The organism is Petrotoga mobilis SJ95 (genome assembly GCF_000018605.1).
Lineage (GTDB): Bacteria > Thermotogota > Thermotogae > Petrotogales > Petrotogaceae > Petrotoga > Petrotoga mobilis.
The window spans coordinates 638,350-662,345 of the sequence record NC_010003.1; the positions used below are offsets into that span (position 1 = coordinate 638,350).

The 23,996-nt window shown below is 33.2% G+C and carries 24 protein-coding genes and 5 tRNA genes; 11 read left to right on the top strand and 18 right to left on the bottom strand.

The features are described 5' to 3' along the window. Position 1: 1 nt before the first annotated feature. The 4 genes from PMOB_RS03035 to PMOB_RS03050 are packed head-to-tail and all read right to left on the bottom strand — an operon-like array spanning position 2 to position 3,302. Positions 2-304 carry a 4Fe-4S binding protein gene (locus PMOB_RS03035; protein ID WP_012208424.1) on the bottom strand — a complete coding sequence of 101 codons (303 nt, stop codon included), beginning with the start codon at positions 302-304 and terminating at the stop codon, positions 2-4. Next, complete coding sequence (locus PMOB_RS03040; RefSeq protein ID WP_012208425.1) at positions 297-872, bottom strand: 2-oxoacid:acceptor oxidoreductase family protein; 576 nt, start codon at positions 870-872, stop codon at positions 297-299. Before PMOB_RS03040 ends, PMOB_RS03035 begins: the two co-directional genes overlap by 8 nt. Before the next feature lie 38 nt (positions 873-910). Continuing rightward, positions 911-2,527, bottom strand: a complete 1,617-nt coding sequence (locus PMOB_RS03045; RefSeq protein ID WP_012208426.1) for a glycoside hydrolase family 57 protein — start codon at positions 2,525-2,527, stop codon at positions 911-913. A 4-nt stretch (positions 2,528-2,531) separates the two neighbouring features. Beyond that, positions 2,532-3,302, bottom strand: a complete 771-nt coding sequence (locus tag PMOB_RS03050) for a DUF4912 domain-containing protein (protein WP_012208427.1) — start codon at positions 3,300-3,302, stop codon at positions 2,532-2,534. A 176-nt stretch (positions 3,303-3,478) separates the two neighbouring features. Between PMOB_RS03050 and PMOB_RS03055 the strand changes: the two genes are divergently transcribed. The 4 genes from PMOB_RS03055 to PMOB_RS03070 all read left to right on the top strand — a co-directional run bounded on the left by PMOB_RS03055 (position 3,479) and on the right by PMOB_RS03070 (position 3,802). Next, a tRNA-Pro gene (locus PMOB_RS03055) sits at positions 3,479-3,554 on the top strand. Between the two features lie 13 nt (positions 3,555-3,567). Further along, positions 3,568-3,643, top strand: a tRNA-Gly gene (locus PMOB_RS03060). Beyond that, positions 3,644-3,719: transfer RNA gene (locus PMOB_RS03065), tRNA-Arg, on the top strand. An 8-nt stretch (positions 3,720-3,727) separates the two neighbouring features. Then, positions 3,728-3,802 (top strand) — tRNA-His (locus PMOB_RS03070). Between the two features lie 16 nt (positions 3,803-3,818). On the opposite strand, the gene PMOB_RS10200 is transcribed toward PMOB_RS03070, so the two are convergent. From PMOB_RS10200 to PMOB_RS03115, 9 genes are read right to left on the bottom strand one after another with little or no spacing between them, the layout of a single operon-like run. Next, entirely contained in the window at positions 3,819-5,027 is a 1,209-nt protein-coding gene (locus PMOB_RS10200; RefSeq protein ID WP_049755234.1) for a L,D-transpeptidase family protein, read from the bottom strand. Further along, complete coding sequence (gene coaBC / locus PMOB_RS03080) at positions 4,960-6,159, bottom strand: bifunctional phosphopantothenoylcysteine decarboxylase/phosphopantothenate--cysteine ligase CoaBC (protein WP_012208429.1); 1,200 nt, start codon at positions 6,157-6,159, stop codon at positions 4,960-4,962. Before coaBC ends, PMOB_RS10200 begins: the two co-directional genes overlap by 68 nt. Positions 6,160-6,166: 7 nt before the next feature. Further along, positions 6,167-7,570 carry a glutamate--tRNA ligase gene (gene gltX / locus PMOB_RS03085; RefSeq protein ID WP_012208430.1) on the bottom strand — a complete coding sequence of 468 codons (1,404 nt, stop codon included), beginning with the start codon at positions 7,568-7,570 and terminating at the stop codon, positions 6,167-6,169. Next, on the bottom strand, positions 7,570-8,094 hold the full coding sequence (locus tag PMOB_RS03090; protein ID WP_012208431.1) for a TIGR00725 family protein: 525 nt from the start codon (positions 8,092-8,094) through the stop codon (positions 7,570-7,572). Before PMOB_RS03090 ends, gltX begins: the two co-directional genes overlap by 1 nt. Positions 8,095-8,099: 5 nt before the next feature. After that, complete coding sequence (gene lptB / locus PMOB_RS03095; protein ID WP_012208432.1) at positions 8,100-8,810, bottom strand: LPS export ABC transporter ATP-binding protein; 711 nt, start codon at positions 8,808-8,810, stop codon at positions 8,100-8,102. A gap of 11 nt (positions 8,811-8,821) precedes the next feature. Beyond that, entirely contained in the window at positions 8,822-9,304 is a 483-nt protein-coding gene (locus tag PMOB_RS03100; RefSeq protein WP_012208433.1) for an OmpH family outer membrane protein, read from the bottom strand. A 32-nt stretch (positions 9,305-9,336) separates the two neighbouring features. Next, entirely contained in the window at positions 9,337-10,059 is a 723-nt protein-coding gene (gene rlmB, locus PMOB_RS03105; RefSeq protein ID WP_012208434.1) for a 23S rRNA (guanosine(2251)-2'-O)-methyltransferase RlmB, read from the bottom strand. Then, positions 10,032-10,451 (bottom strand): Mini-ribonuclease 3, encoded by a 420-nt coding sequence (locus PMOB_RS03110; RefSeq protein WP_012208435.1) that lies wholly within the window; start codon positions 10,449-10,451, stop codon positions 10,032-10,034. The genes rlmB and PMOB_RS03110 overlap by 28 nt, the downstream gene beginning before the upstream one ends. After that, positions 10,448-11,605, bottom strand: coding sequence for a glycosyltransferase family 4 protein (locus PMOB_RS03115; protein ID WP_012208436.1), 1,158 nt, complete (start codon positions 11,603-11,605; stop codon positions 10,448-10,450). The genes PMOB_RS03110 and PMOB_RS03115 overlap by 4 nt, the downstream gene beginning before the upstream one ends. Before the next feature lie 128 nt (positions 11,606-11,733). Between PMOB_RS03115 and mutL the strand changes: the two genes are divergently transcribed. Continuing rightward, positions 11,734-13,599, top strand: coding sequence for a DNA mismatch repair endonuclease MutL (mutL, locus tag PMOB_RS03120; RefSeq protein ID WP_012208437.1), 1,866 nt, complete (start codon positions 11,734-11,736; stop codon positions 13,597-13,599). 160 nt (positions 13,600-13,759) lie between these two features. Here mutL and PMOB_RS03125 read toward each other — a convergent pair whose 3' ends face one another. The 3 genes from PMOB_RS03125 to PMOB_RS03135 all read right to left on the bottom strand — a co-directional run bounded on the left by PMOB_RS03125 (position 13,760) and on the right by PMOB_RS03135 (position 18,236). Beyond that, positions 13,760-15,652: a 5'-nucleotidase C-terminal domain-containing protein gene (locus PMOB_RS03125; protein WP_012208438.1), complete on the bottom strand. Its 1,893-nt coding sequence runs from the start codon at positions 15,650-15,652 to the stop codon at positions 13,760-13,762. Positions 15,653-15,787: 135 nt separating this feature from the next. Beyond that, positions 15,788-17,299 (bottom strand): bifunctional UDP-sugar hydrolase/5'-nucleotidase, encoded by a 1,512-nt coding sequence (locus tag PMOB_RS03130; RefSeq protein ID WP_012208439.1) that lies wholly within the window; start codon positions 17,297-17,299, stop codon positions 15,788-15,790. Between the two features lie 37 nt (positions 17,300-17,336). Next, on the bottom strand, positions 17,337-18,236 hold the full coding sequence (locus PMOB_RS03135) for a damage-control phosphatase ARMT1 family protein (RefSeq protein ID WP_012208440.1): 900 nt from the start codon (positions 18,234-18,236) through the stop codon (positions 17,337-17,339). A gap of 291 nt (positions 18,237-18,527) precedes the next feature. On the opposite strand from PMOB_RS03135, the gene rpmH reads away from it, so the two are divergent. Genes rpmH through PMOB_RS03165 form a run of 6 tightly spaced genes read left to right on the top strand, consistent with a single transcriptional unit; the run spans position 18,528 to position 22,222 of the window. Then, positions 18,528-18,662 (top strand): 50S ribosomal protein L34, encoded by a 135-nt coding sequence (gene rpmH / locus PMOB_RS03140; RefSeq protein ID WP_012208441.1) that lies wholly within the window; start codon positions 18,528-18,530, stop codon positions 18,660-18,662. Next, positions 18,662-19,018 carry a ribonuclease P protein component gene (rnpA, locus tag PMOB_RS03145; protein WP_012208442.1) on the top strand — a complete coding sequence of 119 codons (357 nt, stop codon included), beginning with the start codon at positions 18,662-18,664 and terminating at the stop codon, positions 19,016-19,018. Before rpmH ends, rnpA begins: the two co-directional genes overlap by 1 nt. Next, positions 19,015-19,284 (top strand): membrane protein insertion efficiency factor YidD, encoded by a 270-nt coding sequence (gene yidD, locus PMOB_RS03150; protein ID WP_012208443.1) that lies wholly within the window; start codon positions 19,015-19,017, stop codon positions 19,282-19,284. Before rnpA ends, yidD begins: the two co-directional genes overlap by 4 nt. A gap of 1 nt (position 19,285) precedes the next feature. After that, entirely contained in the window at positions 19,286-20,674 is a 1,389-nt protein-coding gene (gene yidC, locus PMOB_RS03155) for a membrane protein insertase YidC (protein ID WP_049755240.1), read from the top strand. A gap of 8 nt (positions 20,675-20,682) precedes the next feature. Continuing rightward, positions 20,683-21,336, top strand: a complete 654-nt coding sequence (jag, locus tag PMOB_RS03160) for an RNA-binding cell elongation regulator Jag/EloR (protein WP_012208445.1) — start codon at positions 20,683-20,685, stop codon at positions 21,334-21,336. 58 nt (positions 21,337-21,394) lie between these two features. Continuing rightward, on the top strand, positions 21,395-22,222 hold the full coding sequence (locus PMOB_RS03165) for a hypothetical protein (protein WP_012208446.1): 828 nt from the start codon (positions 21,395-21,397) through the stop codon (positions 22,220-22,222). Between the two features lie 108 nt (positions 22,223-22,330). On the opposite strand, the gene PMOB_RS03170 is transcribed toward PMOB_RS03165, so the two are convergent. Continuing rightward, positions 22,331-22,405, bottom strand: a tRNA-Glu gene (locus PMOB_RS03170). A gap of 87 nt (positions 22,406-22,492) precedes the next feature. Further along, positions 22,493-23,767, bottom strand: a complete 1,275-nt coding sequence (locus PMOB_RS03175; RefSeq protein ID WP_012208447.1) for a sigma-70 family RNA polymerase sigma factor — start codon at positions 23,765-23,767, stop codon at positions 22,493-22,495. Positions 23,768-23,996 lie beyond the last annotated feature (229 nt).

Below are 23,996 nucleotides of genomic sequence, written 5' to 3' on the forward strand. Positions count from 1 at the left end.
TCTAAATAAATTCTGATTCAGGTTTCATTTCTATGGCGTTAACTGGGCAGACAGCTGCACAAACACCGCAGCCCTTACAATAATCTAGATTCACTTCTCCCAATTTCATTTTTTTACCGTCAAGCCCACCACTTATAGCCATATCTGGACAATAAAGCCAACATTGCATACAGTTAGTACACTTTTCTCTATCTATTATTGGTCTTTGAATCCTCCATTCACCGGTTTTGTATTCCCTTGCGGTGGCAGGTTTATCAATTACGCCACCAATGGGGATTTCTTTCCATCCTTTCAACTCACTCACTGAGTTTCACCTCCTGGTAACCTCTCTCAAGTGCTCTAATATTAGCTCTCACTACTTCATCGGAGAACTTTTTGGAGAAAGCAGCCTTGATTTTTTCTTTAACGGCATCTAAAGGTACTACATCAGTGGCTCTTATCAAAGCTCCTATCATAACTGTATTAGGTATACCTCTTTTTATTTCTTCCAATGCTATCTCCGTAGCAGGTATTACACCAATTCTTCCTTTATACCCTGATAATTTTCTTACTTCTTCAATGCTTCTAGATGTGTTGACCAACAACAATTTATCCTCAGCTAATCCAGATGTTACTTCCGAATTTTTTAAAAGTGTGTCATCTATGACAACCACCACATCGGGGGTCTCTATGTTACTTTTAAGTCTTATAGGGACATCCGCAACCCTGTTAAAAGCTTTCATCGGAGCACCGGATCTTTCCGCTCCATATTCTGGAAATGAACTGGAATACTTTCCAGCTTCTTCTGCAGCTTCCGTTAAAAATTGAGAAGCACTTTTTGCTCCTTGCCCTGCTCTTGCATGCCATCTTATCTCAAAATATTTTTCTGGCAACGTTTTTATCCTCCCTTCATGTAGTAATTTTCAATAAATTAGTTTGTTCTATAATCACTCGAAAATATTGTGTAATCAATATTTCTAAAGATATCATCTATCCATTCATAAAATGAGAGCCTTTCTTCATTAACTTGTTGCTTTTCTAACATTTTGTCAAGATCCAAAAATCTGTTAATATGACATTTAACTCGATTCTTTGCATATTCTATAGTGGTTCCTGTGGTCATTATAAAAGGCCAATCACTCGCTTGTGCAAGGAGAACCTCTCTCATCATCTGATTTAAAGCCCTTTTTTGTAAATTTGAAGGGTTCTTAAAAGTATTGGCTTTTTCTATCATTCTTTCAGTTATTTCGTGAATATGCTTATAAACCCAATCATTTTTCTCATTGAGCCATACATCATGGTATCCACCGGCACCCCAAGAGGATTCTGCGGGATAAGTGATTTGAACTTTTTTAACTGTTTGTAAAATCTCAGTAGGTACAGAAAAATCTAAATATTCGTTTTCAGATGATTGCCTAAAAAGCTCTTCCAAAAATTTCGGACCTTCATACCACCAATGACCAAAAAGTTCAGCATCAAAAGGAGCCACAATTATTGGTTCTTCTTCATCTAAAATTGCCGCTAACTTCCTAATTTGCGAAGTCTTCTTAAATATAAAATCTTTGACGTGTTCTTTTACAGCGTTTCTTGCTTCTCTAAGATCGTATATTTCTTTTTTGTCTAAAGATAATGATTTATCGGTGATACGGTGATATTTTATTCCGGTATTACACCTTGTTCCACTTGGATCTATATATGGCTTAATGTAGTCATCTTCTCTGTCATAACCAATATCTCTGTAAAATTCACGATATCTTGAATCGCCTGGATAACCAACTTCAGAACTCCATATCTGCTCGCTTGATTCAGGATCTCTGGCAAACACAAAAACTTTATTCGGGGTGATTATGGGTCTATACACACCATACCTTGGCTGACTGTCTGCATAAGTAAAACCATGTGTACCCACAAAAAAGTATCGTATACCTTCGTCTGATAAATATTTGTCAAGACTTTTAAAATAAGCACATTCCGCCAACCATATACCCATAGGATGCTCACCAAAGTTTTTTTTGAAGGTTAACACGGCTGATTTTATTTGAGCTCTAATAGCCTCTGGATAATCCCGATAAAAAGGTAGATACCCATGAGTGCCATTAGATGTTATCACTTCAATGTAACCTTTATCTTTAAATTCCTTGAAAGCTTTTAATATATTTTGATTATATTCTTCACAAAAAATATCTAAATCTTCTATCAATTCTCGCCTATAATGTTGGGCGAGTTGGTGTATCCTAGGGTCTTCATCTTTTGTCCTAATTATTTCTTTTTCGGTTAATTCTATCAAATTTAATAAATACTTGTGATATTTTTCTCTTAAATCCTTTAAATTAAACATCTCCATCAACGTTGGAGAAAGACTTATTGTAAGCTTAAATGGAATTTTATCTTTTTCTAAAGATTTAAAAACTTTTATTAAAGGAATATATGTCTCAGTTAATGCCTCAAAAAACCATCTTTCTTCCATAAAATTTTCAAAGTCCGGATGATGAATATAAGGCAGATGAGCATGTAATAAGAACAAAATTTTCCCTTTTCTACTCTTCATAACTTCAATCACTTCCAAAATTGGTATCGTTGAATTTTCTTTTGTTTGTAAACATTGTTTCACTACTGCTCTGATGTTTTTCTACCTTCCAAAGTCCAGGTTCTTTTTTTTTATCTTCTTTGATAATTTTTCCATCTTCTATCAAAAACCATTCTTCTTTATCTGAACTTTTAATGGATGAAGAAGGTGTTGTAATTTCATTTGATTCTATTAAAGGAGTAAATTCGCCATTTTCATTTTTTACCCCAAGGAAAGCAACATAGGCGGAATTATCTTGTGGGAGATGAAAATAAGTATTGCTGTTTTGGTCTAATTTTAAATCTGTTTCAATAACTTTTTTTTCTACTTCTTGATCCTCTTTTGATTTTTTTATGACCCTGATTGTAATATTAGAGTTTTTTGATAATTTTTTTAGTTTTTTTCTGCTTTTTTCAGAAATGTTCCAGTAAACATATACCCAGTTGGGATTGACCGGCATTATTTTTAGTTTTTCCCTTTCGTACTTTTGAGGAAGATCTTTTGATTCATTTGATTTTGGAAGCTTTTGTGGATTCTTTGGTAATTTTGTATAATCTGAAATCTCTTCAACTTTGTTATCTGAAGATTCCTCTAACCTTTTAATCTCTTTTCTAACCACTTTTAAAATCTCTTTTTTATTCATATTTCGTTTTAGTTTAACTCCTAAATTTTTTGCAATATTTCTCAATTCCTGTATTGTAGGTTCATCTGCCCTAAATGTATCTAACAATTTTTTATCCAATTTCTTTACTTTCATAAAACACCTCCCATCCTAATTGCTGCAACGTTTAAGAACGTCCCATTCCCCTTGATATAATTTTATCATAAAAAAAATTGAATAGTAGAGATTTGATTTTTAGAAGAATTAAAAAGAAATTAAATATTGACAAAATAGATTCCTTGTGATATTATATATTTTGAAAAGTAAGGCAGCGGAGCGTAGCGCAGTTGGGAGCGCGCCGGTCTTGGGCACCGGAGGTCGCTGGTTCAAGCCCAGTCGCTCCGACCATTAATGTATTAATGCGGCCGTAGCTCAATTGGTAGAGTATTGGCCTTCCAAGCCAAGGGTTGCGGGTTCGACTCCCGTCGGCCGCTCCAGCGCCTGTAGCTCAACGGATAGAGCATTGGATTTCTAATCCAAGGGTTGAGGGTTCGATTCCCCCCAGGCGCACCAAATTTTTGGTGGCTGTAGTTCAGTGGAAGAACGCCTGACTGTGACTCAGGATGTCGTGGGTTCAAATCCCACCAGCCACCCCAGCCATAAGAATCCTATTCAGGATTCTTTTTTATTTTCTCCATTGTACACATAAACCTCGGTCCCTAAAGATGCCAAAAAGTCTATAACTTCCACATCAAAGTTGAACATCCTTATACATCCATGAGATATCCTTTTACCTATTTCCCATGGCTTTGTTGTGCCATGAATCCCATATTGAGGATTTGAAAGTTGTAACCATCTTGTTCCCATTCCATTCATTAGAGATCCAGGAGGTATATATTCATCGTACCAATACAACGCAGGATCTTTCTCTTTGTATGAAATTCGATAGTAACCCGGTGGTGTGTAATCACTCATACCAACCGCAACTATATAAGTTTTTAACAACTGATCATGAAAATATAAGTACATCTTATTTTGTGAAAGGTTTATTTCTAAGCGTAAAGGACTTTCTTCGTATTTTACTTTTCCTATTTTTAAAGCTTGTCCAGGATATATCAAAGAAGGATCTTTTAGATCGTTCATATTAACTAAATCTCCAGGAAGAACTTTGTATTTTTCAGCGATTTTGTACAAACTCTCACCTTTTTGTACGATATGGTAACCATATACTTCATATCTTTGCTTTGGTTTTAAAACGTTCTCAGTGGCAACAACATTCGCCACTTTCAAAAAGGTAACTTTTCGCTCAAAATGTATTCCATATCTATTTCTAAAAGTAAAAACAGAATCATGAAACCCCTCTTCAAAGTTACCCAGCAACCTTAAGAACTCATTCGGATCTTCAAAAACGGTATTTTCTACCTGTACTTTCACTAATTCCAAATTTTCTTCTGGATAATAATCCAAATAATATTGATACCCATTTTCCACAACAGAGGTAGTTATTTCAACTTCTATATTTGGAGCAAATAAGGCTTTTTCCAAAAAATTTGCAAAAAACTGTGACACATAACGCCCTTCTTTATCTGTAGAAGTTACTAAGAATGAATAATAATTGCCTTTAAAAGCATTTAAATTAACATAAAAGAAGAATTCACGGTCTTCTTTTTCATACAAAGTTAATTTCTTTCTATCTCCCCCATCATATATGTATACATTTGGTTTTTGCGTGATATTTATATAACTTTCTAAATTAATTTTCACAGTATTTTGAGTTTGATCATATTCAGCAGGATACAAATGAAAATAATCTTCAGAAAAAAGTACTGAAAATAAAGTCACAAATATTATTAGCGATAATCCTTTTGTGATTTTTCTCAAGTCGAAGCTCCTCCTTACTAGTAAAAATGGTCACCTCGTTTTCTTCTTTTTCAAACCCTATATCTTTTCTTGAAACGTCGTTCAAAATTATCATGTCCATCTTTTTTTCTTTTAATTTCTTTATGGCATTCTCTTTTAAGTTCTCTGTTTCTGCAGCAAATCCAACAAGTATTTGACCAACTCTTTTTTTCCTTCCTAATTCTTTTATTATATCAGGGTTTTTCTCAATCTCTAGATTAACTATTGTATCTTTTTTTAACTTTTGTTCAGAATAATTTTTTATTCTTAAATCACTTACTGCAGCTGTCATAACTATTATATCATTATCTTCAAAATCCTCTAATACCTTTTCTCTTAATTCTTCCGCACTTTCTATTCTTATGATTTTTTTTACAATAGATGGTGGTCTCAAGTTTGTGGGCCCAGATATTAACGTAACCTCAGCTCCTCTGTTTGCAAATTCTCTTGCCAATTCGTAACCCATTCTTCCGCTGGACCTGTTTGACAAAAACCTTACAGGATCAATATTTTCGACCGTGGGACCGGCTGTTACTAAAACTTTCTTATTCATGAAATCCTTTTTGGAAAGTAGGTATTCACTGTATTCTAATATTTCACTATTATCCGGATACCTTCCTTTACCAAATTCTCCATCTGCTAAGTGACCTTCTTCTGGTTCTATTATAGACCAACCATTTTGTTTCAATATTTCTAAATTCTTTTTATTAACGGGATTTTCATACATCCTAACGTTCATTGCAGGGACAATTAGTTTAGGAGCTTTCGAATAAGCTAAAGCGGTACAAGAAAGTAGATCATCGGCAATTCCATGTGATATTTTGGCTATTATATTTGCGGTCGCAGGGGCGACGATAAACAGTTCTGCCCATCTAGAAAGCTCTGTATGGGGTATCCAACCGCTTTTAACATCGAAAGTTTCATAGTAAACCTCACAGTTACCTACTGCAGAAAAAATCTGGTCGGATATCCACCTTTGGGCATTTTTTGTCATGATAACTTTTGGATTACATTCAATCTGTCTCATCTTAGAAATTAGATCTACCGCTTTATAGATGGCGATTCCACTTGTTACACCGAGTAAAATATTTTTTCCTTTTAAGTAAGGATACACAGAGAATTCACCTTCTTGGATTAATATCCAAAGTATTTGAGAATTCCAAAGCTCTTTTTAACCTTTTAATGCTCTCATTTTTTCCTAAAATAATTATAGATTCGTACAAACCAGGAGTTACTAATCTTCCTAAAAGAGAGCCTCTTATTGTCTGAAAAACATTTTTTCTACTAGTTATATTTAGATCCGCTATTTCTTTTAAAGTATTTTCTACATTTGCAAGGTTGTACTCATCAATTTCTGAGAGTTTTCTTATCGTTGCCTCGATGACTTGCTTAAACCAAGGTTTTTTCATGTATTTTTCGATAAATTCCTCTTCGTATTCGAATTCTTCAACAAAGAAATTTTTGGAAAATTCATAAAGTTGTTTTAATGTTTGAACTTTAGCTCTGGAAGCTTCTATAATTTTTTTCACAAAAGAATCTTCATTGTCTATCTTGACGGTTGTATATTTAGCCCATTCAGTAAAACTTTTGTGTACTTCTTCAATTGGATCGTTTCTCAAATGTACTTCATTTGTCCATAGAAGTTTGGTGTAATCAAAAATGGAAGGATTTCTTGAAACTTTTTTCAGATCAAATTCCTGATATTTTTCCGTATAATCAAATATCTGTTCGTTGGCATTCCACCCTAACAAACTCAAGTAATTCAATATAGCTTTAGGAAGATACCCTTCTTCTCTAAAATAAGTTATAGAAACCTCTCCGTGCCTTTTAGACAAAGGAGACTTGTCTTCACCCAAAATCAAAGGCAAATGGGCAAATTTTGGAAGTTCAAAAGATAAAGCATTATATATTAAAATTTGTTTGGGTGTATTAGAGATGTGGTCTTCTCCCCTTATAACATGACTTATTTTCATCAGATAATCATCTATCACAACTGTGAAATTGTAAACAGGAATTCCGTTTGATCTTAGAATAACAAAATCATTTATATTGGATGTATCAAATTGTATGGTTCCTCTAACATCGTCCAAAAAAGATATTTTTTGATCATTATTAACCTTAAACTTTACAACCACAGAATAATCATTGTTTTTTTTATATTTGTCTAGAAGATTATTACCTTCAAAAATTATTTCATCGTTTTTAGTAACTGAAAAATAAGCCTTTTCTTCATTTAAAAGTTGATCTATATAATGTTTGTATATGTCTAGTCTTTCACTTTGTCTGTATGGCCCATATTCACCAGGTTTATCTACACCTTCATCGTAATCTAAGCCTACCCATTTCATTTCTTCTAAAATGGCATCCTCGTACTCTTTTTTGGAACGTTCCATATCGGTATCTTCAATTCTTAGAATAAACTTCCCATTATTTTTCTTGGCAAAGTACCAATTAAACAAGGCTGTTCTTAAACCCCCAACGTGTAGATGACCCGTGGGACTTGGAGCAAATCTTACTCTTATCATTAGTTGTTCACCTCTTCAATACCTTTCAAAATTCTTTCAAGTTCATCAATAGAAGATACTTGTTTTACCTCTACTAATTTTCTATTATCAAGAAACTTACCTTCTATCAAAACTTCAGTTATCCTATCTGTCCATCCGCCTGAATTTTTCATTAACAATATCGGTTTTTTGTACGAATAAGCCCCCAAAATTTCTATAGCCGTGCCGATTTCCCCTCCTATACTTACGACCACATCGACATTTTTTAACAAAACAAAAGAACGCATATTAAGATCAAGCCCTGTTTTTATAGGAAAGTCCAAATAACCGTTCCCTTCTTGTTCCCACGGTAAAAAACCAATAACATGCCCACCATTATTTTTTACGGCCTTTGAAACTAGTTGCATTATTCCATCACGTCCGCCGTTCACTAGAATCCAATTATTCTCTGCTATAATTCTACCGACATCATAACAAAGTGAAGCTAACGATTTAATTGGATCTTTAAAGATATTCCCAGAATACCCGATAACCCCTACATTCAAACCGATCACCAACCCAAATAACTTTCTTTGACCTTTGCGTTATTCAAAACATCTTTTGGAACACCATTAGCTATAACTTCACCTTTGTGTAAAACATAAAGTTCATCAACTACCTGAGCAATTTCATCGACACTGTGATCCGTAACAATTATTGAAATCCCACTTTTTGCAAGTTTTCTAATTATTTGTTGTATATCCTTAACTGTTATGGGATCTATACCAACAAAAGGCTCGTCCAAAAGGATTACTTTTGGATTCGTTATCAACGTTCTAGCAAACTCTAATTTTCTTTTTTCTCCACCGGATAGAGAATAAGACTTTTGATGAATTAAAGTATCTAATCCAAAATCTTCCATTATACTCTTAATTTTTTGATTCGCATCTTCAATTTTAAGAAGATCGGCGATCATTTCAAGATTATCTCTTACAGATAAGTTCCTAAAAACAGACGGTTCTTGAGGTAGATAAGCCAATCCATTCAACGCTCTTTTGTGTATAGGAAGATGGGTTATATTTCTACCATCGAGGAAAACATCCCCAGAATTGGGAACAACTAACCCTAAAATTATCTTAAAAAGAGTTGTTTCCCCTGCACCATTTGGCCCAAGTAATCCTGTAATTAAACCGGCTTTTGATTGAAATTGAACATTATTCAATACCATCTTTTTTCCATATGTTTTGCTAATGTTTCTACAATCAATAATAACCCTTTCCATATTATTTATTTTTAATTCTCATTCAAATATTGAATAATTTTTTCCGTTAAATCTAATTCTGGATTGTAATAAACTACACCAATTTCATTTAAAATTAAATCGTACCCATTTTCTTTTGCATACTGAGCTATCTTCACTGTTACTTCCGAAGTGATATTTGCCATTTTCTGTTGATACTCATTTTGCAATTCCTGTTGATATTGATTTACACGAGTTTGTAATTGTTGAAGATTTTGTTGCAGGACTTCCTCAGTTGCCCCCGAACTCTGTAAATCCTTGAACTGTTGTTCCATTTCATTGATTTTTCCTTGATAATATTGTAGATCGATTTGATACATGGATTCCAAATCCTTCCATTTGTAATAACTTTCTACTGTCTTTTCAAAATTCACATAACCAATTTTGAGAGTTGAATCCGTTTGAGAAAATGAAATAACAGCAAACAGTATGCTAAATACCATCACAGTAAAAACTTTTCTTGTTGTATTACTCACAACATACACCTCCATAAAATTTTGAATTATAATTACATATTAAAAATTCTTTGTTTCTTCGCTTCAAAAAGTATAATTCCTGAACTAACCGATACATTTAAAGACTCAACGTTGTTAAACATCGGAATGCTTACTAATTCATCACAATGGTTTTTAACGTTTTTTCGAATGCCGTTTCCTTCATTTCCAAAAACCAAGCATATTTTTCCTTGCCAATCGATTTCATAATAAGGTTTACCCTCAACATCTGCTCCATAAACCCAAACATTTTCCTTCTTTAATGTCTCTATTGTATTTGAAAGATTGGTTACTTTAATTATCGGTATCTTAAATATTTGACCAGAAGATACTTTTATAACAACAGGAGTGACTTCAACAGCATTATCTTTTGGTATTATAATGGCGTCAACCCCCGCGGCCACCGAAGTCCTTACAATAGCTCCAAAATTATGCGGATCTTGAATCTGATCCAAGATTACTAAAAACAGTTTTTCTTTTCCTTCTATAATATCCAAATTTTCATATTTAAAATCGTTCCCGATATCAATAACGATTCCCTGATGTTTGTTTGTTAAAGCCATCTTTTCCAAAACTTCATTGGGGGAAAAACTGTAAGAATATCCTAAATTTGCAACATCTTCGACGATTTCTTTTAAAGATCCTCTTTCTGTTTTAGAACTACTGAAAAAAATATGCTTTACAGGGTAACGAGCTTCAATAATCTCTTTTAATATGTTTTTTCCGTATATATACAATTATCGATCACTCCCAATAATTCCTCGATTCTTGAGTAACTTTTAGTCAAAAAAAGATATCCAATGACCGCTTCAAATCCTGTAGATTTCCTATAATCATTATCGTTGCCTCTTTTCTTGGCACCGTTTGAATTTTCAGCCCGTTTGTAATACTGCATCTCTATTGGAGTTAAATGATCTAACACAATATCAACAAACTTTGAATGAGCTTTTGCGCTTAAAAAATCTTTCGTCTTTTCATAAAGGTCTCTTGTCTTAATCCTTCCATCCTTCAACAATTTCACCTTGTAAATCAAACCTATAACAGCGTCTCCAATATAAGAAAAGTTCTCTATTGGTATTTCACGCAGATCCGCAAGTTGGGGATTTATAATTTCCTCGAATTTTTTCATACACTTACTATCTCCTTTTGGTATAGTTCCAAAATCATATCTACACACTTTTCGATGGAATAATTATTTTTAACAAAAATTTCAGCTTTCTTTTTTAATTCTTCGTATGTTGATGACTCTTTTAACACTTTGAGTATTTCATGAGAAAAATCATCTTCATTTAACTCTTTGATCATAATTCCACCTGCATCTTCTTGAGAAAGTATATCATAAACACCCAATTTCCCCAAAGCGACTACCGGCGTACCAGCAGCCATAGATTCAAGAATAACTAATCCCTGTGTTTCCGTGTAAGAAGCAAAAATAAATAAATAAGCTTGTTTGTAGGCATCTATAACCTTTTCTCTTGGTTGTGGGCCTGTAAAAATAACATTTTCAGCGATATTTAAGTCCATAGCTAACTTTTCTAACTCTTCTTTTTCAGGCCCTCCACCAACAATAACGAATTTTACCTTTGTTTCATCCATAAGTACTTTTTTAAACACCTTCAAAAGAAAACTTATATTCTTTTCCTTTCCCAGCCTACCTACAAATAAAAGAATTCTGTCGTCTTCTTTTATTTGTGGATATTCTTTTTTCAAATCCCAGTTAATAGGTTTATCAAAAGAAGCTAAGTCTATCCCGGTTGGAATAGTTACTATATGTTCGGAAGGTACACCATATTCGACGAGCGTCTCTTTTATATTGTCTGTAGGAGCAATTATTTTATCTGTTTTTAAACACCAATTTTTTATAAGTCTTTGAACAAATTCTGGTTGGGGTCTAACTATCAATGGTAGATAGTGCAAATAATAATCATACATGGTATGGTGTGTTGCTACGTGTTTTAACTTCAGCATGCGTGACACAACCCTTGCAAGAATTCCCATAGAAAAAGGATCATGAGAATGTATTATATCCAAGTTTAACTCTTTAAGTTTAAAAATTTCTGGAGAAAAAGGTAGTGCAATCCTTTGCTCTTTCTCAAAGAGGAACTTAACAGCAGGAAATTCAAAAATTTTATCATCGTTCCTTTTATAATCAAATTTATATTTTGGAACAAATAGATATACATTGTGCCCCCTTTTTTCCATTTCATCCTTATAGAGTTTTATAGCGGTTGCAACTCCATTTTTCTGTGGTAAATAAGTATCGGAAAACATTCCTATATTCAATTGCATTTCCCCCTTATAAAATTCCTATATGTATTTATTATAACAAAAATTCGCTATTTTTTGAGGTTGAGTTTTTTAAAGATGATATAATAATATATGAACTGTTATACTTTGAAGAGGTGTTCTTTATGAGAATAAAAGTGCTTAACCCTGAAGTGGTAATGAAAATAGCGGCTGGAGAAGTTGTATCCGGCCCAAGCTCCGTAGTTAAAGAATTGGTAGAAAATTCTTTAGATGCCCAAGCAGATAGTATCACCGTTGAAATACTTGATGGTGGCAAATCGTTAATAAAAGTCGATGATAACGGAATTGGGATGGAAGAAGAAGAATTAGAATTATCTATACTTCCTCATACCACAAGCAAAATTTTCTCCATTGAGGATCTTTATAAACTAAAAACATTTGGTTTTAGAGGTGAGGCCCTTTCTTCAATTTCAAGGGTTTCTAGAATGAAAATGACCTCCAAACCACCCGAAAAAGAAGTTGGAACAATGTTGGAAATATTAGGTGGAAAAATAATAGAAAAAAAGAGAGTTAATTCATCAAATGGAACGAAAATAGAGATTATGGATCTTTTTTTCAACATTCCTGCACGCCGAAAATTTCTTAAAAGTGATTCTGCAGAAGGGAGATACGTTACAGAGATTATAGAAAAGTTTGCTTTTACGAACAACATTAACTTAACATACATCAGAGACCACAAAGAAATCTACAAATTCTCTTCAGATATGGATCTCATTACAAAATGTTTAAAAATATATCCTGAATTAAAAAGAGATGATCTTATAGAAATTGAACACAACGATTCATTGTGCAAAATATCTGGAGTTATTTCGCAACCAAAAGTTGGAAGAAATAACAGAACCGCCCAACACTTTTTTGTAAACAACAGGTATATTAAGGTAGCTTCACTCTACTCCGTCTTAGAGACGGGTTACGGCGAGATACTTGAAAAATCAATTCATCCTTATGGAATAATATTCATAGAAATACCACCAGATATGGTAGATGTAAATGTCCATCCTCAAAAACTGGAAGTAAAATTCACTGACGAACAGATGGTAGCTTCTTTACTGAAAAAAGTTGTAAGAGAGTCCCTAAAGAAGAATACTCATTTTACCATGGAATTCATAAATAGTAACGATACAATTGATTTAAATAAAAAAACTTCTTCATTTTCTGTTCAAAATTTATACAACAAGAACGAAAGTTCACAAAAAGTTGATTTTTCACAAAACCCTACAAATACAGATTATTTTGAAAACACAGACGAATTTTTCAATAACTCTGAAATAGAAGATCTTCAAGAAGAACAAAATCATTTTGATAATAGTTATAAACTTTATGAACCATCAAAAACCTTTGATTTTAAAGGTTTTGAATATCAAAAGAATCAGACGTTTACTCCTGTTGAAAAAATAAATTCTTTAGAAAAATTAAGAATTTTGGGAATAGTTGCTGAAAGATATCTCGTCGTTGAAGGAGAAGACAAACTACTTTTAGTAGATTTTCATGCCGCACATGAACGTTATATATACGAAATTTTAAGGGAAAACGTATACGAAAAAGGCGGACTTACTTCCGATCTTCTACTTACCCCTGTTATAATAGCTTTAGATGAAGTAAGAAAAGGAATAATTTTAGAAAATAAAGATCACTTAGAAAAATTGGGTATAAAATTAGAAGAAGATGAAAAAGAAATTATTGTGAAAGGGCTCCCTTCCCTTGTGAAAATTGATGATGCCGAAAGATTGATATTTGAAATAGCGGATGATCTAAGAATATCAAATTTTGATCAGCAACCAAACATACTTGATAAGAACTTAGCCACTATGGCATGTAGAGCGGCTGTAAAAACTAGAGATAATCCTACCGGTATGGAAACACTTTTAAACACCATTTTCGAGAAAAAATTACTAACCTGTCCACATGGTAGGCCAATAATGATCCAAATCACCTTTAAAACTTTAGATAAATACTTTGGAAGAATCTAAAAGGGGTGTAGATTTTACTCACACCCCTTTTTGTTTGTTTATTTATTTATTTAGTTACATTACCACTCTGAAACATTATTTCCGTTTATCTGGACGACTCATAAAGAAAACAAAAATTATTTCATGAGTCTCTTTTGTAATTATATTATGAAGTTAGGAGTTATAAAAATACTTCAATATCCTCTATCCTAACAGGTTTGTATGAGCTTACTTCCACGGTTCCTTCATGGGATAATTCCTTAAGCTTATCGTGCAATTCTTCATCCCAATCGGTACCTACAATTTTCCAATTTTCTTCATATTCTGGGGTAAGCATACCATTTTTTACTTCTATTATATACTTTTCTATGAGTTTTCTAAGATCTCCTCCGCTTATAGCTGAAAAGTCAGGATGATCTTCGGTTCTACCAAGAAGCTTTGGCAGCGGTTCTCCTTTTTCAAATATTGGACCATAGGTCAAAAGTTGGGTATTTGCTCTATAATTGTTGACTGCCAACGTTAATACATCATTATCTTGAATAGGTGTACCATCGATTTTTCTTAAATTTACTATCCTCTGACCTACTGGTTTTGAAACATCGATCTCGTAATAAACCCCTTTAAACATATCATAATTATAACCCGGAATTTTTTGGTTGAAGGAAATAGTTAAATCTCCAGGTTGGTATTGATTGTAATAAGAAGCCGACCATTCCATATATTTCTTCAACTGCTTTCCTGTTATTTCTAGTACATACAAAGTATTGTCGTATCTATAAATTAAAGAAATATCTGATCTTTTAATAGGACCTTCTTTTATATTTGCATCTGATCTAAAGGCTGCAGAAGCTGATACATCTATTTTTTCACCTATTACTTGTTCTCCATAATACATTTGAACGGAATTTATCAAATCTATCATAGCGGTGGGCTGTATGTATACTTGTGGGATACCTTTTATTTCATCTGGAGGAACTAAAGATCCACCTTTTAATTCTCCTATTACCTCGTTAGCATAGTCTAAAGCCTTATAGTGAAAAGGTTGAAGCTTTTTCTCCAATTCACTGTCTGGTGGTACTGTTCCAGTAGCAGTTTTTACATCGTAATTGGCGGAACTTTTATCAACTATTACGTACTTATCCCCTTCCTTCTGTAGTTCCAATACCACTTGTGATAACGTCTGCCCCCATTTTCCGGGTTCCACAATTAAAGTTCCTTTGAGCTTCACTTCTTGCGTAATGTCATTTTTTTGATCATCGATAATCTTACCATTAACAGCTTTATACAACTTTCCATTATAATAGTAAGTTTCAGCAATTTTTTCATGGAAATGACCCGCAATAACAACATCTAAATCAGGTGTCTTTTCTAGAATATCTATGATTCCAGAACCATAGGTCCCATATTCTTCTTCGATTCCCATATGAAAAGCTCCCACAATCACGTCAACTTGTCCTTTTAGTTGTGCAACTGCTACTCTTACCTCATCCACAGGATCAACAACAATGTAATCCTGCAAATTTGCAGCGTCCCATTTTACTATGTTAGGAGTAACCATACCTATTATTCCAACTTTTACTCCATTCCCTGTGGTAACTATTTTATAAGGGGCAGCTAACCTTGTTCCATCGGGATTATAAACATTGCCACACAAAACACTGTTAGGATTATCATCCACTGGCATGAATTGTCTCATAATCTTTTTAAGTGTTGGGACCCCATAGTTAAACTCATGATTACCTAAAATCCATGCATCATAACCCATTTCATTCATAGCAAAAATCATGGGATGTATGGCATCTTCTAAAAAAATGTTTGAAAGGTTTTCTTGGATTGTATCTCCATTGTCAATCAATATAGTTCCGTCAGGATTTTCACTTCTCAACTCATTTATGATCGAATAGACTTGTGCAATACTTCCACTATAATTAGGTTGGTTTAAGGCATAATCATAAGGTAAAAAGCGTCCGTGCAAATCTGAAGTTGCTAAAATTTGGACTTCTATCGTCTCAGCAAAAAACAACGAGAACACACTCAAAAACAAAACAAACGATAAAATGCCTCTTTTTAACATAAAATCACCCCTTTGCTTTAAGTTTTTCGTCAAAAAAGAAGTTAAAAAAAAAGAAATACCAAACAAGAAGTAAAAGTGTTACTTAACATGAATCTAAAAGGGGTGTAGATTTTACTTACACCCCTTTTAGATTGTTTACTTAACTTGATCTAATTCTATCAATCTCTCTTGGGAAGTATAATCTTCTATAGTTCCCAAATGAGCAATATATTCACGTAAAGAATCCGCATCTCTAAAGTATGTATCGTAACCAGGTTTACCTGCAAGCATTGTGTATCCGTCTCCACCTGCAGCTACATAGTTGTTGGTAACAACTTTATAAGTTTTGTTCAAATCAATGGGTTTACCGTTTATTTTTACGTTTGTAGCTTTTCCACCTTTTATTTCTGCAGTTAACCCCGCAACATGTAACTTAGCTCCCTGACCATCAGGAATTGTAGCAGCATAATTTAAAACATCCATTATGTCTTTCCCAGTCAACTCTAAAACGTACAATGTGTTTCCAAAAGGCAAAACAGTCAAAATGTCTCTGTAGGTTATCTCTCCTGCTTCAATAGAGGCTCTTATCCCGCCACCGTTCATTAAAGCAACATCTGCACCTGTTTTCCAAATCATACCATCCGCTATAAGGTTGCTTAGATTCGTTTCGTCACTTCTAACGTGGGCTCGTTCCCCATCGAGATATACTTTTGTCACTCCAACAACCTCATTCAAAGCCTCCGATCCAAGTTGATAAAAAGCATCTGTAAACATTTTTATGAAAGGATCTTCAGGGATATCAGATGTTAGTGGAATTACTTCTCCTCTCCAATCTACTATCCTACCATCATCAATCCATAAATCTATTCTCCCAATGTTCTCTGCGTTATCACCAGCTTGTGCTACTATAACATTATTAATTACTACAGGTGTTTCTAACAATGTGTGAGAATGTCCGTCTATTATAATATCTACTCCTGATACATTTTCAGCCAGCTCATCTGAGGTAGTGAACTCAACAGACAAGTTAGGTCTTCCACCATCCGCATGATAACCTAAGTGCGCAAGGACTATAACTACATCAGCTTTTTCTTGGACAATTGGAAGATACATGTTTAAAGTTTCTTCTGCATCCACAATTGTATTTTCACCTAAATAAATTGGTTCTAAAACTTTCGTTTGTTCAGTAACAAGACCTATAATTCCAACGGAGAAATCACCATAGTCTTTTATAATATATGGTTCAAAAACTGGTCCTCCACGTTTTTCATTGACAAAATTTGCCCCTAAGAATGGGAATTGTGCTACTTCGTACTGCTTCTCAAGCACCTCGAATGGCTTATCAAATTCATGGTTCCCCAAAGACATTGCATCCAAACCCATGTAATGTAAAGCTAAAAAGTCAGGAACTGCATCCAACTGATCGGATTCTGGAATCCCTGTGTTTACATCTCCAGCATGTAGAAAAAGTACTGCTCCGCCTTCCTTTGCCACTTCTTCTCTTGCTTGATTTATCAGGGTAGCTGCCCTAGCGAATCCTCCACCATCTTCCGTTCCCCACACATGTCCGTGAGTATCGTTCATGTGGAAAATTACTAAGTGATTAGGCCCTGCAAAAACCGATAAAACCATAACGACAAAAACTAAAATACCTAAGAATCTTTTCATCTTGTTCCCCTCCTTTTGAGTTGGTTTCAACTACACATCATTTGCTACTCCTATCCCAACCTTGCTTAAATATTAAATCTTCTTTGTTCACATCAAGATGCTTCGCCATTTTTGAACACTTAACTACAAAAGAATAATAGATTGATTTTTTGGGATTTTCATCAACCAAACTTTCAAAGTTAGATTGTCCTTTGGCTATTACAATATCTGCTTCATTGTAGATATTTTTGAAAGATGGACTAAGGAAGCTTAAATCGGTGCCCAAATATTTGGCTCCACTTTCAACAGGAATGGAAACTTCTTTTAAAAAAATTTGATCGGCATCTTTTTTAGTCGCACATTTGTAAACCGGACGAGATTTCAAAGCAGAGTGAACGATCAAGTTGGGGTATAATTCTTTTAATACTTTTATAAACAATTTATCAAAAACTATTTCACCAGCATAATTATGAATAAAAAGCAGGAGCCGGGCATTTTCTAGCTCTTTTTTAAATTTTTCTAAATCGTTTATTGCTTCTCCCTTTGTGTTAAAAAAATTTTGGATTTCTATCTCTAACTCACCAAAGGAATTTCCCGAATTGTGGCAAAAAAGCTCCCCCATCAGTGATAATTTGAAAGCAGTATAAAGAGGATCTTTGCTAGACAAACAAAAATCTAATAGATCATCGTAAACTTCTAAAAATAGTTGGTTTAGGTCAGCTTTTTCTGTATGAAAGTAATCATTTTCACCAAAAACATCATAAAAAGAATCATAAAATGTTTTTACTAAATAATAAGGTGTGTGGGTTGAAGTCGTATCCCCGAATGTTTTTAGAATTACCTCTTTGTAATTATCAAAAATGTTATGAGAAGAATCTGAAGAGTTAGTATTAACTTTAGACATTAACTCAGAAGAGTGTTTTAGAAGACAATTAATACATTCATAATCTATATTCATCTTTGTTCACCCCACGAACTTCTAAAATCCTACAAAACTACTTTTAATTTTATCACTGTTTAATTAATTTAGTATTAGCTTTATTTAGTATTTTGTTAAGAAAAATATCCCAAAAAATTGTTACTTCTATTTCTTGACATTAAAACATTAAATCATTATAATATATTCGATAGTTTTAAAACCAATTATTCAGCTTCTATTGGTTGAGTTTGCCTTTAAAGATGAACTAAATAAGGAGCAACCTTATTTTCAATAAAACAATTTAATTTAAAAGGATTTGGAGGTGTAGAGATGAAAAGAACATATCAACCATCTAGGATAAAGAGAAAAAGAACTCATGGCTTTTTAGCTAGAAAAAGAACATCAACTGGAAGAAATGTTTTAAGAAGAAGAAGAGCAAAAGGCAGAGAACGTTTAACAGTATAATGGAAGGGCAAACTTTCAAGAAAAAAGAACGCTTACGATTAAAAAGGAATTTCAAAAATGTTTTTGAAAAGGGCGGGCGTTTAATCGATAATAATTTTGTTATAATATATGTTCCGAATACTATGGATTATAACAGGATCGCTGTAATTGTGAACAGAAAATTTGGCAACGCAGTTGTTAGAAATTTAATTAAAAGATACATCAGAGAAATATATAGAACAAACAAAACTTTTTTTCCTTTAGGATATGATTTCGTATTCATTCCAAGAAAAGAGTTATCGAAAAATTTTAAAGGAATAGATTATTCTCAAATTAAAAACCAAATTTTAAAATTGGTGAGGAAGCTAGAAGCATGAAAAAGCTTGTTCTCAAGTCTATTGATTTTTATAGAAAACATATATCGCCTGCAACTCCTCCCAAATGTATCTACCTACCGACCTGCTCATCTTACACCTATGAAGCGGTGGAAAAGTTCGGGGTATTTAAAGGTTTGTACTTGGGATTTAGACGTTTTATCAGATGCAATCCATTACACAAAGGGGGCTACGATCCTGTCCCTGAAAAGTTTTCTTTTTTTGTTCATAAGCAAGGAAAAAATAAACAACACAGAAGGAGTGTATGACTTGAAAAAAGGATTGTTTTTTTTGACGTTACTAATGTTTTTAAATGTTATCGCCTTTGCAATTCCTGAGATAACAGTATCAGAGAGTTCATTGAATCAAGAAATTAACATTGAAATGAAATTGTATAGATTGAAGTTAGACCAAAATGGGCACATTTTAAATTTCGAACTCTACGATAGCAGAACGAAAAAATACAACTTAGTCTATGAATATACAGGTGATAGTTACGATATTTTAGATACCCAAAATATGACAGAAATATTACCAAGCAACTATAATATCAGATTGGCGGAAGATCAAAGTTATATTGAAGTAAATTACTTTTTCCCCAACGGAGGGCAAAAGATTTATAAGTTTTACAACGATCCAAACTATCATTTTGATGTTCAATTTAAAAATTTATATGGATACGTTGTTTTACCTAGTATATCCTTTTCTTCGGGAATAAGATACAGTGGTAATGTTTTTGTTTCATACATTGATAAATCCGTTTCAACAGGAGAAGCTTTAGATTCTACACTAGCCATCTATACGCCTGAAGAGATAGAATTCTCTCAAAACCAATACTTATTCCCATTAAATTATTCGGATCAAAAAATAATTTCTTATTTAGGTCCAACCAAAAAAATTTTTATAAAAGAAACGTTTGATGGTATAGAAGAAGGGATCGTTTACTCTACAGTAATCGATTTAATGCAGGATTTAGGAAAGTTTGGACCTTTCAATAATATTTTTTATTGGTTCGTTAACTTTTTCTGGTGGCTATTTAAAGTAACAGGGAATTTTGGTTGGGCTATAATACTCTTTACCCTCATTGTAAATGCAATATTATTCCCCGTATATGGCAGGCAAAAGAAATCCATGATCGAAATGAAACAGTTACAACCAGAACTTGAGAAAATAAGAAAAAAATATAAAAACCCTCAAAAACAGCAAGAAGAAACTCTGAAATTGTACAAGGAAAAAGGAGTGAACCCTGCCGGAGGATGTTTGACTTCTTTGATTCCTCTCCCCATTATGATCATACTGTGGCAAGTAATCTACTATTTTGAAGGTAGTTATGCATACAATCCCAGATTCCTTTTATGGACAGATCTTTCTCTAGGCGGTTTCCAAGCCAATTTTTTCCTACTATTACTTGCCATAATTGCTTCTTTAATCAATGCCCTTTTAATGTCGCAAGATGCCAGGAGCGCATGGACGTCGGTAATTATGTCTGTGGTGTTTCCTTTCATTTTGATTGGATTACCCGTCGGAGTATTCATTTATTATTCACTGAACACTGTAATACAAACCCTATTAACTTTTGTGTACAACAGGATTTACAATGTCAAAGGTATTACGTTTAGACAACTCGTTGGTTTGGGTCCAAAGCCTGTCAGGAGGTGAAATGATAAGTGCTTAAATTACAAGGTGAGACAAAATTTGAAGGAACTGATTTGGAATCGGTTTTAGAAAAAGCAAAATCAAATTTTAACGCATCATGTATCGATGAGATTTCTTATAAGATTATTCAAGAGCCTTCTAAGGGATTCCTTTTTGGAATAGGTAAAAAGCCCCTCATCATAGAAGCTTATCCCAACGAGAAATACCTTATCAATAAGGTAAAAAAATTCTTGAAAAATATCCTTTCGTATTTTGAAGAAGATGTTGATATCAATATTAATTATTACAATAAGACCTTGAAAGTTTTTTTAGAAGGAGAAAACTTGGGTAAAGTAATTGGCAAACAAGGGCGAAACCTTGGATCACTACAGCATTTAACCATGATTTATGTCAATAGAATGACTGACACTAAATTTGATGTCAAATTGGATGTTGGGGATTACAGAAGAAATAGGAAAAAAAACCTAGAACTAATCGCTGACAATGCTGCTAAAAAAGCAATATCTACTAACGAAAAGGTGGAATTAGCCCCTATGTTTCCCTTTGAAAGAAAAATAATTCACAAGTATATAAATTATAATTATCCCAAATTACATACCGTTTCCATGGGGTTAGAACCTTATAGAAAAGTTGTGATTTATCCCTCAAAAAATGGTCACAATTAATTTAAAAATTACATTAGCACTAAACACAGTATTCAAAAAATCGTGGGAGGAAACATAATTGAAAACTGTTTACCAATATCAAGAGCAAGTTCTTTCCATAATTAGTAGAGAAAATCTTCCTGATATTGGTGTTTTAGGTGGCATAGAAATCGAACATATTATAAAAAAAATAAAAGATAATATCAAAATAACAACTGAGGTAGCGGGACCTGGTGGAAGAGTTGTTATTTATTTGAACGATTATTTTCATCTTAAACCATCGATATTTGATTTTTTAAGTCCTGATGAGTATATTGAATTCTTACTTAAAACTTTTCAAACAAAAGAAATTCCTATTATTTGGATTGAAAAACCTGGAGGAACTACGAGGAAAGTTAGGAATATAGAAGAAAGTACTGAATACCTTGATTATCGTGAAACAAACTTAAAAGTAGAACCTGAATTTATTACCGAATATCTCTATAATATAAAAAATCTTTTTATAGTGTATAACTCCTGGAACAAAAAGATAATCGATCTGACTAAGGCAAAAAGAAGATTATTTGTAGATTTACGGGAACCTTATACAGATGAAATTGATAAATTTACATGTGATTATCTTTTTTTAATTTCTAAAACGGCATATAGAGAATTAGCAGAAAAAAGCAATAATTTGAAAGCTGATAATAAGCTAATTATAGCAAAAGATGCAATCTCTTTTGATAAAAAAATATATGAAGTAAAAGTTAAAGAAAAAAAGTATTTCGAAGAGGCAGTATCAGCTTTTGAGGCTAATTTTATCAGTAGTATCATAAAAGGTTACACGTTGAAATCTGCTTTTGAAAGTTCTTTTAATCTTTTCAATCACGTTTTTGAATGTGGAAGCATTCCCACAGAAAAATTGTGACTAAATTTTTCTTTAAATCAAACTAGCTAGCCTTTAAAAAACAATAAAAATTTATCGGGTAGAAGGTTGATAATAATTCTTATCTATCTTCTACCCGATTATTAATTCTGGCAGCCCCACAGGGAATCGAACCCTGACTCTTGGACTGAGAATCCAATGGACTAGCCGTTATCCTATGGGGCCATTTGTATCGTTTCATTTTCAAATCCTTAGTTATTATATCAACCATAAATTACTTTGTCAATAGGCTTGAGACTTAAAATTTTCCCTTTAGTATTCCTGGATAATATTTTCTATCATCTTTTTTCTAGCCGGATGTTTTAACTTCCTGATAGATTTGGACTCTATCTGCCTGATTCTTTCCCTTGTTACGTTAAAAAATTCTCCGACCTCTTCGAGAGTTTTCTGTTTCCCATCTACGAAACCGTATCTCATTTTTAGTATCATAGCTTCCTTAGGTGAAAGTGTATCAATGATCATTTCCATTTTTTGACGAATAATCATCTTCCTTCCCTCTTCATCAGGGGTAGGTGAATCAGAATCAATAAAATCGAGTACCTCACTTTCTCCTTCAGCATCTACATCATTAGAAATCGGGGCATTTAAGGAGAATATATTTTTGGCACTAATTAATACCTCTTTCATCTTATCTACCGGCTTGTCCATCAAAACAGAGAGTTCTTCTAAATCAGGTACTTCTCCATTTTCTTGAATATACTTATTTACGACCCTATTCATTCTATTAATCGTTTCTACCAAATGTACTGGAATTCTTACAGTCCTTCCTTGATCAGCAATCGCTCTTGTTATAGCCTGGCGTATCCACCAATAAGAATAAGTAGAGAATTTGTAACCTTTTTTCCAATCAAATTTAGCAACAGCTTTCATTAAACCAATATTTCCTTCTTGTATGAGATCCAAAAAGCCTAATCCATGGCCAACATACCTTTTTGCAATACTAATGACTAATCTAAGATTAGCTTTTATAAGTTCCTCTCTGGCTCTTTTATCCCCCATCTGCGCCCTTCTTGCTAGCTTTCTTTCTCTTGAAGGAGTTAATAATTTGCTCTTACTAATCTCTTTCAAATATATTTTAATCGGATCCTGCAACGAAATATTATCACACATCTCGACTTCAACATCGGAAAAATCTTCGAAAATCTCTTCGTATTCTTCAGAATCTTTAAACTCTTCGTTGACTTCTAACTCTTTTTCTTCATCCTCTTCACAGAAATTACCTGAAGAGCCGTCTACTACTGAAATATTAGATTTTTTTAATTCATTGTAAAACGTTATTAAAAATTCTAACGTAAAATCCTCACGCATTTGGCTAGGTATAGATTCATCAATTTCTTCAAAGGTTACTGTGCTCTTATCTTTAGCTAGCTTTTTTTTGATTTTTCTTAAAATTTCATCGGTGATTGCATTAGGATTATTTTTAATAGTTAAAGACAAGGAATATTTTTTGACTTTTGAGCTTTTATCAGCTTGAGTGCAATCTGTGCTCTCCGATTCGAAGTCCTCGATTTTGTCTTTTTCTATCATGAAAACTCACCTTCTATTAAAAAATTAGAATAAAAAAAGAAGATATTATATGATAAAATCATAGAGAAGCTTTTAAAAAAAGTAGACTAATTTAAAACAAACAGTTATATCTCTGTTAAGTATTATAGCGTGACAATATTAAATAAATATGAAAAAACAATTAATATACATAAATGTAATAATTTTTCTTAAAAACTTTAGAAGTTGTTGAAATTAGAACATTCTTTCG

Excerpts from the sequence above, each read along its gene's own strand:
- PMOB_RS03045 (WP_012208426.1), bottom strand. The coding sequence starts at position 2,527 with ATGAAGAGTAGAAAAGGGAAAATTTTGTTCTTATTACATGCTCATCTG.
- PMOB_RS03050 (WP_012208427.1), bottom strand. The coding sequence starts at position 3,302 with ATGAAAGTAAAGAAATTGGATAAAAAATTGTTAGATACATTTAGGGCA.
- gltX (WP_012208430.1), bottom strand. The coding sequence starts at position 7,570 with ATGATAAGAGTAAGATTTGCTCCAAGTCCCACGGGTCATCTACACGTT.
- lptB (WP_012208432.1), bottom strand. The coding sequence starts at position 8,810 with ATGGAAAGGGTTATTATTGATTGTAGAAACATTAGCAAAACATATGGA.
- PMOB_RS03110 (WP_012208435.1), bottom strand. The coding sequence starts at position 10,451 with ATGAAAAAATTCGAGGAAATTATAAATCCCCAACTTGCGGATCTGCGT.
- mutL (WP_012208437.1), top strand. The coding sequence starts at position 11,734 with ATGAGAATAAAAGTGCTTAACCCTGAAGTGGTAATGAAAATAGCGGCT.
- PMOB_RS03125 (WP_012208438.1), bottom strand. The coding sequence starts at position 15,652 with ATGTTAAAAAGAGGCATTTTATCGTTTGTTTTGTTTTTGAGTGTGTTC.
- PMOB_RS03130 (WP_012208439.1), bottom strand. The coding sequence starts at position 17,299 with ATGAAAAGATTCTTAGGTATTTTAGTTTTTGTCGTTATGGTTTTATCG.
- PMOB_RS03135 (WP_012208440.1), bottom strand. The coding sequence starts at position 18,236 with ATGAATATAGATTATGAATGTATTAATTGTCTTCTAAAACACTCTTCT.
- rpmH (WP_012208441.1), top strand. The coding sequence starts at position 18,528 with ATGAAAAGAACATATCAACCATCTAGGATAAAGAGAAAAAGAACTCAT.
- rnpA (WP_012208442.1), top strand. The coding sequence starts at position 18,662 with ATGGAAGGGCAAACTTTCAAGAAAAAAGAACGCTTACGATTAAAAAGG.
- yidD (WP_012208443.1), top strand. The coding sequence starts at position 19,015 with ATGAAAAAGCTTGTTCTCAAGTCTATTGATTTTTATAGAAAACATATA.
- PMOB_RS03175 (WP_012208447.1), bottom strand. The coding sequence starts at position 23,767 with ATGATAGAAAAAGACAAAATCGAGGACTTCGAATCGGAGAGCACAGAT.